The sequence below is a fragment of the Streptacidiphilus sp. MAP12-20 genome (genome assembly GCF_041262525.1).
Lineage (GTDB): Bacteria > Actinomycetota > Actinomycetes > Streptomycetales > Streptomycetaceae > Streptacidiphilus.
Genome location: NZ_JBGCCK010000037.1, coordinates 1 through 16,043 on the forward strand (window position 1 = coordinate 1; position 16,043 = coordinate 16,043).

Below are 16,043 nucleotides of genomic sequence, written 5' to 3' on the forward strand. Positions count from 1 at the left end.
CCCCCGCAAGCGCCGCTCCCTGACGGGTGTGGTGCTGGCTGCTGCCCTCGCCCTGGGCGCCGCGCTCACCGCAGCGCCCACGGCAGTAGCGAACACCCGGCGTTCCGGACATGTAGGCGGGTACCGCCAACCACAGCGTCTCGGCGGGCGCCACTGCGACGTTCGCGTTCACTGGGACCCGGATCGCCCTCCACGCCGTCCGCGACGTCGACCAGGGCATCATGACCGTCGCCATCGACGGCGGCACACCCCAGACCATCGACAACTACGCCGCCACCCGCAACGCCTCCGGAACCATCTGGACAAGCCCCGTCCTCGCGGCCGGCTCCCACACCCTCACCATCGTCAACACCGGCAACCACAACAGCGCCAGCACCGGCATCAACATCGCCATCGACCGCGCCGACGTCACTCCGTAAGCAGCGTCCGCAGGCCCGGAGCCGCGAGAACCCGTGCGACTCCGGGCCCGGCGTGAGTCCTCTTGAGGCAGGTAGGGGCCGATGCTAGGGTAGTCGAATCATTTCGATCCGAAGGTAGGGCATGGCGGTCACCATCGCGGACGTCGCACGACATGCGGGAGTCTCCCGCAGCACGGTGTCGTACGTCCTCAGTGGAAACCGACCCATCTCGCCTCGGACATGTGAGCGCGTCGAGCGCGCCATCAAGGAACTGAGCTTCACCCCCCATGCCGGCGCACGGTCGATCCGGACACGGCGCACCGGAGTCATCGCGATGGCCCTGCCGATGGTGCACGGTCCCCACAACCAGGTGCAGATGCCCTACGTCTGGGCGGCAATGAGCGCCGCGCAGGACGCCGGCCTGAAGCTGTTGATGCTCACCGCTGACGACGACGGCGCGGCGATCCGAGATGTCGCGGCCACGTCGCTGGTCGACGGGGTCATGCTCATGGAAGTGCAGGAGCAGGATCCGAGGGTAGTCCTGCTGGCCGAGCTCGGAGTCCCCGCTGTCATCGTGGGAAGCCCCGACCGGGCACACGGGCTTCCGTGCGTCGACTTCGACTTCACCGCCATGGCGCATGAGCTCGCAGATCACCTGCTGGAGCTGGGGCACGAGGCCGTGGGATACCTGGGCCAGGCCCCCGAGGTCTTCGAGCGCCGGGCCGCCTACGCCTTGCACGCCCGCGATGCCGTGACGGCGGCGCTGGCCAAGCGTGGACAGCGCTCAGCCTGGGTGACCTGCGATGGCTCGCCACAGGGGGTGAGGGATTCCCTGTCGAGATTGTTGGACGAGCTGCCCGACCTCAGCGGCCTGATCGTCTACAACGAGAGAGCGCTCAGGCCGGCCATGGACCGGCTGGCTTCTCTGGGGCGAAGCGTTCCCGAGGACTTGTCGGTGATCGCCCTGTGTCCCGACGAGGAAGCCCAGCAGACCACTCCCGCGCTGACGTCACTGTCGCTTCCCGCCGACGAACTCGCCCGCCTCGCCGTGAACAGCCTCGCCGGCGTCATCGAGGGCCAGGCCATTCCTGCCCGACAGCTCCTCACCCCCACCTGGACGGCACGCGCGAGTACTGCCGCCGCCCCTGCGCACTGATCGCCCGGCGGCCACAGCGCGCGGTCGCATAGACGCGCCTCGTCCGATTGACGGCTCAGGTGACGAGTTCGTAGATGCTCTTGCTCACCAGCCAGAGGCCCACCAGGATCGAGATCGCCACCACCCCCTGGTCGGTGTGGTCGTTCAGCCACGTGCGCAGCCGGTCGAGCTTCCGGCCTGCGGCCTCTGGCGCGAAAGCGGTATACAGCTCCATCGCAAGAATGCTCGCCGTGGCCAGCAGGCAGAACCCCACCAGGGCCAGATACTCACCGACACTGGAGACTTTGGCCGTCACCACGGTGGCGGCACCAGCGGCAACGAGCCCCCACGGCTGCAGGAGCACCCCGAATCCGGCCGCGGTCCAAGCGGAAACGTCATGCAGCCGCGCCAGCCAGGTCGCCGGCTTGCGCGGCCGGTCGGCCGCCGTACGTCGCTTGTGCTCACCGAAGCCGATCAGCGCGACGCCGATTGCCAGTTTCACGGCCTCGGCTCCGATCGACGGCGCTGTCTGTGGCTTCAAAGGCGTACCGCCTGTGCACAACAGGACAACCGCAACCACCAGGACCAGGCAGGCCAGCCAAGCCAAGACGAACGCCAGGCCCCTCCGTACCCCGCGATGTGCGGTGAGGATCAGAATGAACGCGGTGTTGTGAAGAGGACCCAGCGTGATTCCGGCGCCGATGACGAAGAGGTCGATGAGCATCATTGAGCTCCCGAAGGGAGAACAGCCGGCGATCCGGTTGGCAACACCGCTCTCACGCAGCGAGCAGTTTGGTCTTGGCCTGCTGGAACTCCTCCTCGCTCAACGCACCCTTGTCACGTAGCTCCGCGAGCCGCGCCAGCTCGTCGACGCTCGAGCCGCCGCCGGCGTTCTGCTGATCGGTGGCGGCCGCGTCGCGGACGTAGGCGCGGAGCGCCTGCTCCTGTTTCTGGGCCTGCTCCACGTCGCGTTGGCCCATGGAGTGGCCGCGCACGATGACGTAGACCAGCACGCCGAGGAACGGCAGCAGGATCACGAACAGGATCCACATCGCCTTCGCGAAGCCGCCCATGTCCTGGCTGCGGAAGATGTCGCCGAGGATGCGGAACAGCAGGAAAAGCCAAAGGACCCACATGAAGAAGACCAGCATGGTCCAGAAGAGATTCAGCATCGGATAGTTGGACATGACCGCTTCCGTTCGACGGCAGAACCCCGCTGGCTCCGCCGTCGCGGTCTCAGCCGCCGCCCGCGGTCGTGCGAGGCTTGTTCACCCGGCCGGGTGAGGGGCCGTTCCGGCGGGCTGGAGCCGGACCCGGCCGACCATGTATCCGTTCCACGTATTTTAGTCCTGGTCATGGGGTGGTGCCCGACGCCGCCCCGCGGGCCTGCCTCCCGTGGGACTCGTGTGCGCACCCGTTCGGGTGCTCCGGAGCGTCCTACGGGTGCGCAGCCGCGCCGAGTGGCACAGCCTGGCCAGGACGGTGCGGGGCAGGCGTCCCCCCGGAGCACCGGAGGAGGCGATGTGTCGGCGGAACGCGCGGCGGAACCGCTGGAGACCCGCGAACTCCACAAAATCCTGAGCGATCCGGGCTACCTGAAACTGCTGGTGCTGTGCGCCTTGCTCGGTATCCCCGTCTCACTGGCCGCCTTCGGGTTCCTCGTGCTGGAGCACTCCACGCAGCACTGGCTCTGGGAATCACTGCCCCATGGCCTCGGCTACGCGGCAACACCCTGGTGGTGGCCGCTCCCCCTGCTGAGCGCCGCCGGTCTCGTCGTGGCCTGGGTGGTCTCCACCCTTCCGGGGCACGGGGGTCACCTGCCCGTCGACGGACTGGGCGGAGGCCCGGTTCTTCCATCCGTGGTCCCCGGGGTGGTCCTGGCCGCCCTGGCGAGTCTGTCGCTCGGCGCGGTGCTCGGCCCTGAAGCGCCCCTGATCGCGCTCGGCAGCGGGCTGGCGCTGCTGACCGTTCGCGCGGCCCGCCGCTCGGAGGCGCCTCAGTTGACCGTCGTACTGGCGACGGCCGGGGCCGCCGCCGCTGTCTCGACTGTCTTCGGAAGCCCGCTGGTCGCCGCGGTGCTGCTGATCGAGGCGGTCGGGGTCGGCGGGCCCCAGCTCTTCGCCGTGATCCTGCCCTGCATGCTCGCCAGCGGCGTCGGTGCGATTGTGTTCACCGGTTTCGGGAACTGGACCGGCCTGGCCACGGGGGCGCTCGCGCTGCCGGTGCTGCCGCCCAGCCAGACGCTGGGCACGGGTGACTTTCTCTGGGGCATTCCCCTCGCGGCGGCGATCGCCTGCGGTTGCGTGGCGGCGATGACGCTCGGCACCAAGATTGCCGAATGGACCGGACAACGACCGGCATTGCGGACCGTGGCCTGCGCCGTCGCCGTCGGCGCCTTCGCGGCGATGTACGGGCTCAGTACCGGCCGGGCGCCGGAGGAGGCGGCGCTGTCCGGCCAGGCCACGCTGGCCGCATTGGCCGCCGAGCCGCACGCCTGGCCGGTGTCGGCGCTGCTCCTGCTGTTGGTGTTCAAGGGGCTGGCCTGGTCCGTTTCCATGGCAGCGCTGCGCGGTGGACCGGCCTTCCCGGCGCTGTTCCTCGGTGCGGTGGCGGCCGTGCTCTGCTCGCCGCTGCCGGGCTTCGGCGTGACGGCCGGGCTGGCTGTGGGGCTGGCCGCGGCCGGCTCTGCGGTCCTGCGTCTGCCTGTCTCGGCGGCCGTCCTGGCGACGTTGCTCCTGGGACGTGACGCGGTGTCTCAGATGCCGCTGCTCGTGGTGGCCTCGGTGGTGGCTTTCGTCTGCGGTGAACTGCTCCGTGGGCGTCGAACGCTTCGGGTGCCTCCGGGGTGATCACCTCGGACGCGTGTGCGCCGTCGGCCGGTCAATGGCCCTGTGTGTCGCCTTCCGTTCGTCGCCGCAGGCCGACCTGGACGGCGCCGAGAAGGATCCGCACCGCCACTCCGACCAGCAGCAGGTCGCCGAGCATCTGGATCACGGTGACGATGCGGGCCGGCTCGGATCGGGGAGCGATGTCGCCGAAACCGACCGAACTGAACACGGTGACGGTGAAATACAGTGCGTCGAGTCGCGTCAGATGCTCGGAGAACGCGCCCGGCCGGGATCGTGCCATCAGGAAGTACGCCGCAGAGAAGATCACCAGGAACCACGGCACGGACAGGGCGAACGCCTCGATCGCCTTGAGCCGGGGGAAGCGTGATCGCGCGATGGCACGCGCTTGATAGGCGATCAGAACACCCACCGCCAGCAGGCCGAGGGTGAGAAAGAGCACGGTCCTGAAGGTGGAGCGACCCCCGATCGGCAGTGTGAAGTACAGCGCGACCAGGAGGCTCGAGGTGAGCGCGGGACGCAGCACCGCGCGGGCCACGAGCTTGCCCCGCTGTCGCTTGGAGAGGCCGTCGTACGCCGACCCCGTCACGCGTGGCCTTCATGAGGGCTGACCGACTGGAACACGGTTCGCAGCCTAGAGCAGCACGTCGCCGGAGCTGTGCAGTGTGCCGCGCTCCGCGTGTCCGCACAGCGAGCGGACGCTTCCGGCTGCCGACATCAATGGAGAGGCAGCAGCTCCGGCCCCTGGCCCTCAGGAGTTCAGGAGGCGCTCCTTCTGGGCCGCGAACTCGGAGTCGGTGAGAATGCCCTGGTCCCGGAGCGCGCCGAGCTCCTTGAGCTGCTCGATCTTGTCGCTCACCGAGGATGTCGGAGCTACCGGCGCGACGGGAGCCGGCGGCTCCGTCGGGGTAGCTGATTGGTAGACGTCCTGCTGTGCCCACCGTCCTGCCTGTCGTCGCGAGACCCGATTGGAGACCGCTGTCGCGGTCCCAGCGACGACGGCGGTACGGGCCATGCCTCTGAGGAGACCGGGCATGTCGATCACCTTTCTGCGGCGGCCCACGCGGGGCCTACGCGCCCGCCTCTGCGGTGTCGAGAGCCTCCAGGAGGTCCTGGAGCGGAATACGTCCACTGGCGACCAGCTGGGCGCCGTGGCGTCGAAGAGCGCTGACGAAGGGCGCGGCCCACAGGTTCTCGTAGACGAGGATGCCCGCAGAGCTGCCCGGGGCGAGGACCGCCGCCACCTCGTTCATGTCGTCCTCGCTGAGCAGCCCGGACGAGGCTCCTGCGAACACCGTGAGATCCAGGCCGCCGTCCTTGCCGAGCGCGGTGGCGTCGATGCCGCTGAGCGTCCCGTTCTGCTCCTTCCGGACGAAGAGGAGGTCGAGAATGCGGATGATGCCTCGGTCCACCAGGTCGACCAGGAGGGGGAGACCTTCTCCGCCCATACCTTCACCCGGGAACTCGACGACGAGATAGTCGACGGGTCCGATGTCTTCAAGATCGTCGCTCATGGCGGCTCCTCCGCTGGATGCCGGCTGCTGACCCGCTGCGACGTGAGGGATTCAGCGATGACGTCTTCCTCGCAATTATCCGGGAACCGGACGTCTTCAGCATGCCGAGGCGCTGCGCGGTGACGCCTCGTCGCGGTACATGCCCGCCGAGTGTCTTCATCTCCGTGACGACACCGGAGCCCTACGTGGAGACGATTTCGCGCCCCAGGGGCAGCAGCGAGATCGGGATCATCTTGAGGTTGGCGATGGCCAGCGGGATACCGATGATCGTGATGAAGAGCGGGATGCTGGTGACGAGGTGGAGCAGCGCCAGCCACCAGCCTGCGAAGACGAACCAGATCACGTTCCCGATCGCCGAACCGACTCCGGCGCGCTCGCTCCTGACCGCTTGGCGCCCGAAAGGCCAGAGCGCGTACGCGGCGATGCGGAACGAGGCCAGTCCGAAGGGAATGGTGATGATCAGAACGCAGCAGATGATGCCGGCGACAACGTAGGCGATAGCCATCCAGAAGCCGCACAGGACGAGCCAGATGATGTTGAGCACGAACTTCATGGTTCCGGTCCTTCCTCTCTCGTGACGCGGTCCGCGATCCGGTCGCGGGAACTCGCGGACCGCGGCCGACCTCAGGCGGGGTCGTGCCAGGTGTCCCCGTGCGGGAGTAGCGCGTCCGCTTCCTTGGGCCCCCAGGAGCCCCGGGCGTAGGGATGGGCCGGAACCACGTCGCCCAGGATCGGGTCGACGATGCGCCAGGCGGCCTCCACCGTGTCCTGCCGGGCGAAGAGCCAGCGGTCCCCATCGAGCGCCGCGCCGATGAGACGGTCGTACGGGCGCATGTCGAGGCCTGGCTCCTCGCTGAAGGCGAGCTCGTCGTGCGCGGCCCGCCAGCCGCCACCGGGCATCTTCCTGGCGAGCGTCAGTCCGACCTGGGTCTCCGGCCAGATCCGGAACCGCAGGGAGTTGGTGGCGGGTATCGGGTGCAGACCGAACACGTCGAAAGGTGCTCTGCGGAATTTGATGTGAATCTCGGTGGCGGTCACCGGGAGGCACTTTCCGGCGCGGATGACGATCGGCACGTCGGACCAGCGCCACGAGTCGGCGGCGAGCCGGATGGCGGTGAAGGTCTCGACGGTCGAGGCGGGGTCGACGCCCGCGACCTCCCGGTAGCCCTCGTACTGGCCGCGCACGGTGTGCTCAGCGGTCAGAGGGCGGAGCGAGGAGACCACGCGAGCCTTCGAGTCACCCCAGGACTCGAGGCCCTTGCCGGACGGCGGGTCGGCCAGCACGGTGGCGAGAACCTGCAGCATGTGGTTCTGCACGACATCGCGGATGGCGCCGGTCCGGTCGTAGAACCTGCCGCGGTCCGACACGTCGAAGGCTTCGGCCATCGTGATCTGGATGCTTTCGACATGCGTCCGGTTCAGCAGGGGCTCGATCACCGCGTTGGCGAAGCGCGCGAAAAGGACGTTCTGCACGGGGTCGAGTCCGAGCCAGTGGTCGACGCGGTAGATCGCGTCCTCGGCGAAATACTCGTGCATGGTCGCATTGAGTTGCCGTGCACTCTCCAGGTCGGCGCCGAAGGGCTTCTCGACCATCACGCGGGCGCTCCCGGCCCGGCCCCCGGTGGAGATACCCTTGGCGATCCGGGCGAACAGCGGGGGCGGGACCTCGAGGTAGTACAGGGCACGCTTGCCGCTGCCCATGGCTTCGGACATCTGCTCGTAGGTGGCGTCGTCGTCGAGGTCACCGTCGACGTAGCGCAACAACCCCAGCATCTTGGTCGCAGCGGGGGACTTCGGGTCCATGCCGTTGAGGGTGAGCGAGGCCTCGGCGTACGCCCGGAACTGGTCCAGACCCCAGCCGCTCTTGGCGACCCCGACGACAGGCACGTCGAGCACACCGCGGTCGACCAGTCCTACCAGAGCCGGAAAGGTTTCCAGCTTGGCCAGGTCGCCGGTCGCGCCGAAGATCACCAGCGCGTCTACTTGTTGGGTCGCCATCTCTGACCCTCCTGCTCGGATGCGGCGGGACCCGGTGGCTGCGCCGCGAGGTTGGGGTAGTCGCTGTCGCCGGCCGTCGGCGGAGGCGGTCGGGGAGGTGGTCGCCCACGCGCAGGGCGTTGGCGATCGCCGTCAAGGACGAGCTCCGGATGTCGATTCCCGACAGGACAAGCCACTTCGCAAGCTATAGCGATACGGGATGGTCGGCGACCGCAGGCTTCCGGGCATCAGGGCTCGGCATTCGGCGGGAGGCGAGGAGGGAGGCCGTCCGCCGCACCCGTCGGACATGGCACGGAGCTCGGCCGCGCTCATCGTCGGTTCCGTTTCGCGGGTCGCGGAGGCGTCATCGCCGCAGCTGCTTGTCCAGCGCCTCGTCGAGCGTGGTGGCGGCCATGATCAGGGACAGGTGGGTGAAGGCCTGCGGGAAGTTGCCCAACTGCTCCCCGGACGGACCGATCTCCTCAGCGAAGAGCCCCACGTGGTTGGCGTAGGTGAGCATCTTCTCGAAGGCGTACCGGGCCGGCGAGAGGCGTCCGGCACGGGCGAGGGCGTCGACGTACAGGAACGAGCACAGGCTGAACGTGCCCTCGGAGCCGCGCAGGCCGTCGGGGGAAGCAGCGGGGTCGTAGCGGTAGACGAGGCTGTCGGAGACCAGCTTGCGGTCCATCGCGTCCAGCGTGGACAGCCATGCCGGGTCCCTCGGGGCCAGCATGCCGACGCGGGGGATCAGAAGCAGCGACGCGTCGAGCACGTCCTCGCCCTCGTAGTGCTGGACCAGGGCCTTCTCTGAGTCGCTCCACCCGCGGGTCATGATCTGCTCGAGGATGGCGTCACGGGTGTCCCGCCAGTGAACGATATCGCCGGGCCGGCTGAACTCCTGCGCCAGTTTGATGCCGCGGTCGAAGGCGACCCAGGTCATCACCCGGCTGTAGGTGAAGTCCTTGCGGCCGCCTCGGGTTTCCCAGATGCCCTCGTCGGGCCGGTCCCAGTTGTCGGCGAGCCAGTCGAGGGTCTTGGCCGCCGCCTTCCAGCCCTTGTAGCCGGCCTGGACCCCGACCTCGCGGCCTTCGGCCAGCGCGTAGAGGGCCTCCCCGTAGATGTCGAGCTGGAGCTGGTCCATTGCGGCGTTGCCGGCCCGCACGGGGCGGGAGCCTCGGTAGCCCTCCCAGTGCTCGAGGATCTCTTCGGTCAGCTGCGGGTCGCCGTCGACCCGGTACATGATCTGGAGCCGCTCGCCGGGGAGGTCGAGCCGCTCCCCGAGGCGATCGCCGAGCCAGTGCGTGAAGTCGGTGACCTCGTCGACGAATCCCAGGTCCAGCAGGGCGCGGACCGACAGCGAGGCGTCACGGACCCAGGTGTAGCGGTAGTCCCAGTTGCGTTCGCCGCCGACCTGCTCGGGCAGGCCCATCGTCGCGGCGGCGATCGGGGCGCCGGTGGGCGCGTAGGTGAGGAGTTTGATGGTGATGGCGGAGCGGTGCACCATGTCCGGCCAGCGGCCGCTGTAGGTCGAGGTCCGCACCCAGCGCTGCCAGTAGTTGATCGTGTCCCAGAGCTGCTCGGTGAGGCTCTCCACGGTGGGCGTCGGGGCCGCCGCGCCGTCGACGCCGCAGACGGTCAGCACCACTCCTGCGGTCTCCCCCGCGTTCAGGGTCACCGTGCCACGGACGTCCTTGTCCGCCCGCTCGAGAGGGAAGGTGGCCTGCAGGTGCATCGAGATTCCCGGCGCACGGAAGTCAGCGCCCTCGGCGTTCAGGTGCAGCTCGTGCTCGGCGCGCCCGTAGTCGAAGCGAGGACGGCAGTCCAGCGCGAAGCGGACGGTCCCGCGCACCGCCCGCACCGCGCGGACGAGGGTGTGTCGGTCGGTGGCCTGGCCGGAGTGGTCCGGGGGCATCCAGTCGATGACCTCGCCGACCCCATCGGGCGACATGAAGCGTGTGACCAGGACAGCGGTGTCCGGGTAGTACAGCTGCCGACAGGTCGCCTCGGGGCCTTCGGGCGCCAGCAGGAAGTACCCGCCCCGGTCGTGGTCGAGCAGGGCTGCGAAGATGCTGGGCGAGTCGAATCGGGGGGCGGCGAACCAGTCGAGCACACCCTGGGAGGAGATCAGGGCGACCGTTTGCAGGTCCCCCACCAGGCCGTGGTCGGCAATGGGCGGGTAGCGGTCCATCAGGTGCTCCGATGCGTCGGTGCCGGTGCCGGATCAGTCTTCGGAGAGTGCTTCGCGGAGTCGGGCCTCGTCCTCGGTGGACAGGTTGGTGGTGATCAGTTCGGCCTGGTGGCCCTGGAAGGCCGCTTGGACCTTGCCTCGCGGGTCTGGGTTCCTTCGACCGATCAATCGGTCCCGCGCATGGTCCTCGCGATGGCAGCGGGATCCTCACCCAGGGCCTGCAGGCGCTCGGCGAGTCTGCGGATCTGGGCGTCCTTCTCGTTCTCGTCGGCCGCGGCGGCGAGGAGGGCGGTCCGTCTGCCCTCGTAGGCGCCGCCGTCGAAGACGCGCAGGACGAAATCCGAGGCCGTGGCCTGATCCAGGTCGTTCGTCATGGCCAGGAGTTCGTTGGTGTAGGCGACAGCCGGATGCGGCTCCATATCACCATGAGAACGCCCCTCGTCGGAGAACGCACCCCGACCGGCCGAGCCGGTTGATCACGGTGGACGGTCACCTGTTCGCGCTGCCCAGGTCACGCGACGTCCCGGGGCAGGCTTCGCCGGCTCAGGAGCGCCGGCCCCACTCAGCGGCCAGGGAGGCCCAGCGTGACGACAGGTGACTCACCGTCCGCGAGCGAGGCGTCCTCGTCTCGGCCACCGCACCACCGGATGCGTTCGACTGTGTCGTGGCGGCGTGGGCGAACTCCCAGATCTCCGACACCTCGCGCCACGTGTCGACGATGGCCCCGCTCGCAAGCAACCCGCCGTGGACGCCAAGCTCCCCAGCGTCGCCTCGTGCTTCCTGCTCGTCTACTTCTGCGTGCCGGCGACGGTGAACCTGCTGGCACTGTTGGTGCCGGAACCCGGTACTGACAACCGGGGGCCGCTCGCATCGCGTCCGCGGCCCGGCGAAGCGATGCGATGCGAGCGCAAGTGCCCAGGACGAGGGGATCGTCACTGGTGGGCGTCGATGGCTGCCCGTGCCTGGTCAGCCGTGACGACTTCGCCGTTGAACCCGAACTGGTGCAGGTCGCCGCCCGGGGCCTCGATGCGCCCGGCGTCGGCCAGGCCACCGGCCTTCACGGGGTCGAAGCCCGCCGCGCGGATCAGCCGTTCCGCCGTCGCTGCGGCGCGCTCGTCGTCGGTGGCGTAGAACAGCGCTGCCGGTTGCGGCGTGCGGTTCGCGTTCGCGGCGAGCGCCTCCGCAGCCAGGGTGCCGAACGCCTTGACGTAGTGGGCGTCCGCGGGCAGCAGGGCGGCGGCGACCGACCCGGCCGACTGTCCGTCCGGCAACGACCGCACGACCTGGCCCTGGGCGTCGAACGCGATCGGGTTCGACGGATCGATCACGACCTTGCCCGCGAGGAGCGGCGCGACCTGCGGGATCAGCTCCCGCATCGCGTCGAGCCAGATGGCGAGTACGACGGTGTCGGCCTGGGCGATCGCGTCCTGCGCGGAGGCGGCCTGTGCGAGCGGTCCGAGTTCGTCCGCGAGCTCCTTCGCGCGGGGCGTGCTCTTGCCTGCCAGGACGACGTTCTCGCCGCCGGCGACCAGGTGCCTGGCGACGGCGCCCCCGATATTGCCGACGCCTACGATTGCGGTGGTCATCTCCGGCCTTCCTCTCCGTTGACGTGGAATGACGTGGATTGACGGGGGATCGGTTGTCTCTCGTCAGTGATTCCTCAGATGTCCCTGAGGTCATCGGGAAGCAACCCGAATGCCTGATACGCCCTCACCCAGTCGACCGATTCCCAGTGCTCGACGATCAGCCCGTCCTCGACGCGGAAGAAGCCGAGTGGTGAAGTCGGCGGCCAGGTCGGTGCCGTCCCAGACGCTGCCGAGAGTCCAGGCTGAGAGATACATAAAGCATGTATATAAAAGTGGTATGCTTCACGCATGAGCCGTCAAGACGCCACTCGGGGCGCTTCCACTGCTATCGGGTCAGCCCTGTACGGACTGGCTACCAGGGCGGTGAGGCGTCTTCCACGTGACCTGAGCCTCACGTCCGCGGCAACCCTGGCCACCCTCGACAGGACCGGCCCACGACGGATCACCGACTTGGCCGCGGTTGAAGGTGTCACCCAGCCCGCGATGACCGTCCTGGTTCGGGTGATGGAGGAATCCGGGATGGTCGAGCGGAGAGGCGACACGTCCGACAAGCGGGTCACGCTGGTGTGTCTGACCGAGGCCGGCGCGTCTTACGTCCGGGCGCGGCGCCAGGCGGGCGTCCATGCGTTTGAGCGGTTGATCGACGAACTCACTGACGACGAGGTCGAGGCCTTGGTGGCGGCCCTTCCGGCGCTGCAACATCTGGCAGCGCTCGAAATCCAAGATCGAGGAGGGCCGAAGCAGTGACAGTAAGGTCACTCGGCGAGGCCACCGCAAACTCCGACGGAGGCTTCGGGTGGACGCTTCTGTCCGGCCACATCACGACCGGGACCAACCGATGAGCACTACCCAGGAGCGCTCCGAGGCGCGGCTGCTGGTCCCCTCCCTGATGTTCATCGCCCTGGTCGTGGCGGCAGTCGGCAGCCTCGGGACGCCGCTCATCACCAGCGTGGCGACCACGTTCCACGTCTCACTCGACAGCGCGCAGTGGACGCTGACCATCGCGCTGCTGAGCGGCGCCGTCGCTACGCCCGTCCTCGGCCGGCTCGGAGCCGGCCCACACCGACGAGCCGCGATTCTCGCCACGCTGGCGATCGTCGTCGCCGGCAGTGCGCTCACCGTGCTACCGCTGCCGTTCGCGTGGCTCCTTGTCGGTAGGGCGGCCCAAGGCGTCGGGCTCGGTCTGACGGCGCTGATGATGGGCGTGGCGCGTGACCATCTTCCCGAGGGGCGCAGCGCGGCCACGATCGCCCTGATCTCGGTGGTCTCGATCATCGGGGCCGGCGTCGGCTACCCGCTCGCCGGGCTGCTCACCGAGTTCGGCGGGGTGCGGGCCGCCTACGGCCTCGGTCTGTTCGTCACCGCTATCGCCTTCCTGGCCGCGTGGCGCTCCGTGCCCGTAGCTCCCGAAGGCCGCTCCGCTCAGGTGAACCTGGCGGGCGCGCTCGTCCTGGCGGGTGGACTGTTCCTCGTCCTGTTCCTCGCAAGCGAGACGAGTCTATGGAGCCGTCACCTTGCCGTGGCGGTGGTCCTTGCCATCGTTGCCGTGCTCCTGCTCTGCGCCTGGACCGCCTCCGAGCTGCGCAGTAAGACGCCCCTCGTCGATGTCCGGGCGGTACGGCACCCGGCGGTCGCCGGGGCGAATATCGCCATGTTCGTCGGCGGGATCGGCATGTACCTCCTACTCACGCTCATCACCAGGTACGCGCAGACGCCGCACAGCGCCGGCTACGGCTTCGGGCTGACCACCTTCGTGGCCGGGCTGGTCCTTGTCCCGTTCTCTGTGCTGGGGTTCGTCGCCGGCAAGCTGACGCCTCGGGTTCGCGAACGGATCGACGCCCCCTTGCTCTTGGCCGGCAGCGCCGTCGTCGTCGGGGGTGGGTTCGTCCTCTTTGCGGCGGCCCGGTCGAACCTGGCCGAACTGTTCGTAGCAATAGGCGTGCTGGGCTTCGGTGTCGGCAGCTTCTCGGCCGCCATGCCCGGCGTCATTCTGGCCGTCACCCCCAAGAGCGAGACGTCGAGCGCCATGAGCTTCAACTACGTCGTCCGTAGCGTCGGGTACTCCCTGGGCAGCGCCATAGGCGGCCTGGTCCTGGCCGTCGGCACCGACACCGGCCATCTCTTCCCGAACGACGGCGCCTACACCACGGCAGCGCTGGTCGGCGTCACCGCGATGGCGATCACGGCTATGACCAGCCTCGCTCTCGCCCGCCAACGCTCGCCCGAGACCAACCCGACCCCAGCCCCGGCCGGCGCGCCGAGCCAAAGCCGGTCGAGCCGATGACCGGCTCCCCGGAAGGGCGGCGGCCCGATCGAGAACGAAACGGAGGCGACAAGTAGGTACGAGTCGCACCAGTTCCCGGACGACCTCTGCAACGACTCAATGCCCACCCTGTACGGGCCTACAGCCAGCGGTCATACCAGGCGCGGACACGCCGAAGGGCGTCGAGTTGATGGGCGCGCTCGTGAAGCCCGTGGCCCTCTCGGGGGTAGACGACGAACTCGTGCTCGACGCCGAAGTGGCGCAGTGCGCGATGAAAGTGGACCGCCTGGCCGAGTGGGACGTTGGTGTCCTCCTCGCCGTGCAGGATCAGGACGGGGGTGCGGACGCGGGACACGTAGGAAATCGGGCTGTTCCGGTCGTGGATGTGCGGTCCCGGCCCGTTCCAGCCGGTGCTGCCGCCGAGCGCCGCGTCCATGATTCCCCACTCGCCGGTCCCGGCCTGCATGCCCCAGTCGCTGATGCCGGCGCCCATCATGGCGGCCTTGAACCGCTCGGTTTGGCCGATGGCCCAGGCCGCCATGAAACCGCCGTGGCTCCAGCCGGAGATGCCCAAGCGTTCGGGATCGGCGACTCCCTCGGCGACCAGCAGGTCGATCCCGGCGAGGATGTCGGTCCACTCGTCGCCGCCCACCGCGCCCGCCACCACGGCGGCGAATTCATGGCCGTGGCCCGACCCGCCCCGGGGATTGGCCAGGAAGACCGCGTATCCGGCGGTCGCCAGCCACTGGCCGCAGTCGACCACAGTGAGCGTGAACTCGTCGGCATGGCGGAAGTAAGGGCCGCCGTGGACCATGGTGACGAGCGGGAACGGACCCTCGTCCCGAGTCCGGCCGACAGGCAGGATCAGCAGGCCGTCCAGCTGGAGTCCGTCGGAGGCCTGGTAACTGAGCCGTTCCTGGACACCCCAGCGGATCCTGCGCAGTTCGGGACTGGTGTCGCTGAGCCGGAGCAGTGGCCCGCCCGTGGGTCCCGCGTGGACGTTCCTGGGCTCGCGCGCGGTGCTCATCAGCACAGCGAGGGTCTCCCCGGAGTGACTCGCAGTCAGCCCGGCGAGCGTGCCGGGCGCGCAGGACAATCGGTGGAACCGCAGCGACTGCGGATCGAGCCGGTACAGCGCGGTATCCAGCCCGTCGGCGAACAGCGCCAGCGGCGGCCCGTCGGCGACCGGCACCAGCTCGGTGGGGCAGGCGGACATGCCGACCGTGAGATTGCACTGTTCGACGGCCGGGCCGGTCGCCGGCGGGACGGTGTCGATCACGGCGAGCGCGCCTACCAAGTGCCCTGGGGTCACCGCCAGGTGGGCCAGATGCCATTCACCGCCGTGATTCCACCAGGCCGGGGACTGGGCCTCGAATCCGACTGGGCCCAGGTCCTGGACGGCTCCCGTCTCCGGGGCGACCAGATGCAGTCCTGCCGTCGTGACGCCGGGGTCGAGCTCGGGGGTGGCCCAGCTCAGCACGGCCAGCGGGCCGCCGTCCGGACGCTGGGTCAGCTCCACCACATGGCGGTCTCCAAGGCCGCCCACGGTGCGGACCACGCCGGTCGCCAGGTCAAGCAGACGCAGCCGGGTGACCGGGAGGTGCCGGCCCCAGACCTTCGCGTCGTCACCGTCGGCCTCCCGGCGTTCGTCCTCCGCGGTGGGCTCGTCCTCGGCGAGCAGCGCGACGGTGCGGCCGTCGGCGAGCGGGTAGTAGTCGCAGATGCCCCCGCGCCACCTGGTCAGGGACTCTGCCTTGGCGATGTCCTCGCTGCCGTCCAGAAGGATCCGCTGGAGTTGAGCGGCGCCCCGCTCCTCGCGATCGGAGGTGAAAAGCAGAAAAGCCGAGTCCGGCGCCCACTTCGGGGCGGCGTCGCGGGCCGTGCCGTCGGTCAGCCTGCGCGGGGCTGCGCTGCCATCGGCGGCGGCGACCCAGACAGAGCTGTGCGGACGTCCGTCCCTTCCACTGTTCGCGACCACAGCGTAGGCAACCAGGCGACCGTCCGGCGAGATGGCCGACGCCACGGGGGCGGCCATGTCCACCACCAGTTCCGCGGTGAGCAGGTCGGTCGACTCGGGAATCGGTCGCGGTGCAGGGTGCGGCATGCTGACTGCCTTTCACTCGCCAGTACGACAAA

At 69.1% G+C, this 16,043-nt stretch carries 15 protein-coding genes and 1 pseudogene; 5 read left to right on the forward strand and 11 right to left on the reverse strand.

All coding sequences use genetic code 11. The features are described from left to right. Positions 1-152: 152 nt before the first annotated feature. Both ABIA32_RS31925 and ABIA32_RS31930 read left to right on the forward strand, forming a co-directional pair. Positions 153-419 (forward strand): annotated as a pseudogene (locus ABIA32_RS31925) (hydrolase); the annotation flags it as partial. Positions 420-540: 121 nt separating this feature from the next. After that, positions 541-1,554 carry a LacI family DNA-binding transcriptional regulator gene (locus ABIA32_RS31930; RefSeq protein WP_370103083.1) on the forward strand — a complete coding sequence of 338 codons (1,014 nt, stop codon included), beginning with the start codon at positions 541-543 and terminating at the stop codon, positions 1,552-1,554. Positions 1,555-1,609: 55 nt separating this feature from the next. Here ABIA32_RS31930 and ABIA32_RS31935 read toward each other — a convergent pair whose 3' ends face one another. After that, positions 1,610-2,260, reverse strand: coding sequence for a GAP family protein (locus ABIA32_RS31935; protein WP_370103085.1), 651 nt, complete (start codon positions 2,258-2,260; stop codon positions 1,610-1,612). Positions 2,261-2,309: 49 nt separating this feature from the next. After that, entirely contained in the window at positions 2,310-2,720 is a 411-nt protein-coding gene (locus tag ABIA32_RS31940) for an SHOCT domain-containing protein (protein ID WP_370103087.1), read from the reverse strand. A 336-nt stretch (positions 2,721-3,056) separates the two neighbouring features. Between ABIA32_RS31940 and ABIA32_RS31945 the strand changes: the two genes are divergently transcribed. After that, the gene (locus ABIA32_RS31945; protein ID WP_370103089.1) at positions 3,057-4,382 is read left to right on the forward strand and encodes a chloride channel protein; all 1,326 of its coding nucleotides are present in this window, start codon (positions 3,057-3,059) and stop codon (positions 4,380-4,382) included. A 31-nt stretch (positions 4,383-4,413) separates the two neighbouring features. On the opposite strand, the gene ABIA32_RS31950 is transcribed toward ABIA32_RS31945, so the two are convergent. The 8 genes from ABIA32_RS31950 to ABIA32_RS31985 form a co-directional block, all read right to left on the reverse strand. Further along, a complete protein-coding gene (locus tag ABIA32_RS31950; RefSeq protein WP_370103091.1) occupies positions 4,414-4,917 on the reverse strand; it encodes a potassium channel family protein in 504 nt (167 codons plus the stop codon). A gap of 213 nt (positions 4,918-5,130) precedes the next feature. Beyond that, the gene (locus ABIA32_RS31955) at positions 5,131-5,415 is read right to left on the reverse strand and encodes an SHOCT domain-containing protein (protein WP_370103093.1); all 285 of its coding nucleotides are present in this window, start codon (positions 5,413-5,415) and stop codon (positions 5,131-5,133) included. A 34-nt stretch (positions 5,416-5,449) separates the two neighbouring features. After that, on the reverse strand, positions 5,450-5,893 hold the full coding sequence (locus ABIA32_RS31960) for a DUF6325 family protein (RefSeq protein WP_370103095.1): 444 nt from the start codon (positions 5,891-5,893) through the stop codon (positions 5,450-5,452). Positions 5,894-6,074: 181 nt separating this feature from the next. Next, positions 6,075-6,446: a YccF domain-containing protein gene (locus ABIA32_RS31965; RefSeq protein WP_370103097.1), complete on the reverse strand. Its 372-nt coding sequence runs from the start codon at positions 6,444-6,446 to the stop codon at positions 6,075-6,077. A 71-nt stretch (positions 6,447-6,517) separates the two neighbouring features. Then, the gene (gene zwf / locus ABIA32_RS31970; protein ID WP_370103098.1) at positions 6,518-7,891 is read right to left on the reverse strand and encodes a glucose-6-phosphate dehydrogenase; all 1,374 of its coding nucleotides are present in this window, start codon (positions 7,889-7,891) and stop codon (positions 6,518-6,520) included. Between the two features lie 343 nt (positions 7,892-8,234). Beyond that, complete coding sequence (locus ABIA32_RS31975; protein WP_370103100.1) at positions 8,235-10,058, reverse strand: glycoside hydrolase family 15 protein; 1,824 nt, start codon at positions 10,056-10,058, stop codon at positions 8,235-8,237. 164 nt (positions 10,059-10,222) lie between these two features. After that, the gene (locus ABIA32_RS31980) at positions 10,223-10,477 is read right to left on the reverse strand and encodes a hypothetical protein (RefSeq protein WP_370103102.1); all 255 of its coding nucleotides are present in this window, start codon (positions 10,475-10,477) and stop codon (positions 10,223-10,225) included. A 513-nt stretch (positions 10,478-10,990) separates the two neighbouring features. Further along, the gene (locus ABIA32_RS31985; protein ID WP_370103104.1) at positions 10,991-11,644 is read right to left on the reverse strand and encodes an NADPH-dependent F420 reductase; all 654 of its coding nucleotides are present in this window, start codon (positions 11,642-11,644) and stop codon (positions 10,991-10,993) included. 363 nt (positions 11,645-12,007) lie between these two features. Here ABIA32_RS31985 and ABIA32_RS31990 point away from each other — a divergent pair, with 363 nt between their 5' ends. Together ABIA32_RS31990 and ABIA32_RS31995 are read left to right on the forward strand one after the other, a co-directional pair. Then, positions 12,008-12,391 carry a MarR family winged helix-turn-helix transcriptional regulator gene (locus ABIA32_RS31990; protein WP_370103179.1) on the forward strand — a complete coding sequence of 128 codons (384 nt, stop codon included), beginning with the start codon at positions 12,008-12,010 and terminating at the stop codon, positions 12,389-12,391. A 91-nt stretch (positions 12,392-12,482) separates the two neighbouring features. Then, positions 12,483-13,928, forward strand: a complete 1,446-nt coding sequence (locus ABIA32_RS31995) for an MFS transporter (RefSeq protein WP_370103106.1) — start codon at positions 12,483-12,485, stop codon at positions 13,926-13,928. A gap of 118 nt (positions 13,929-14,046) precedes the next feature. Here the strand turns inward: ABIA32_RS31995 and ABIA32_RS32000 are convergent, their stop codons facing one another. Further along, positions 14,047-16,011, reverse strand: a complete 1,965-nt coding sequence (locus ABIA32_RS32000) for a prolyl oligopeptidase family serine peptidase (RefSeq protein ID WP_370103108.1) — start codon at positions 16,009-16,011, stop codon at positions 14,047-14,049. Between the last annotated feature and the right edge of the window lie 32 nt (positions 16,012-16,043).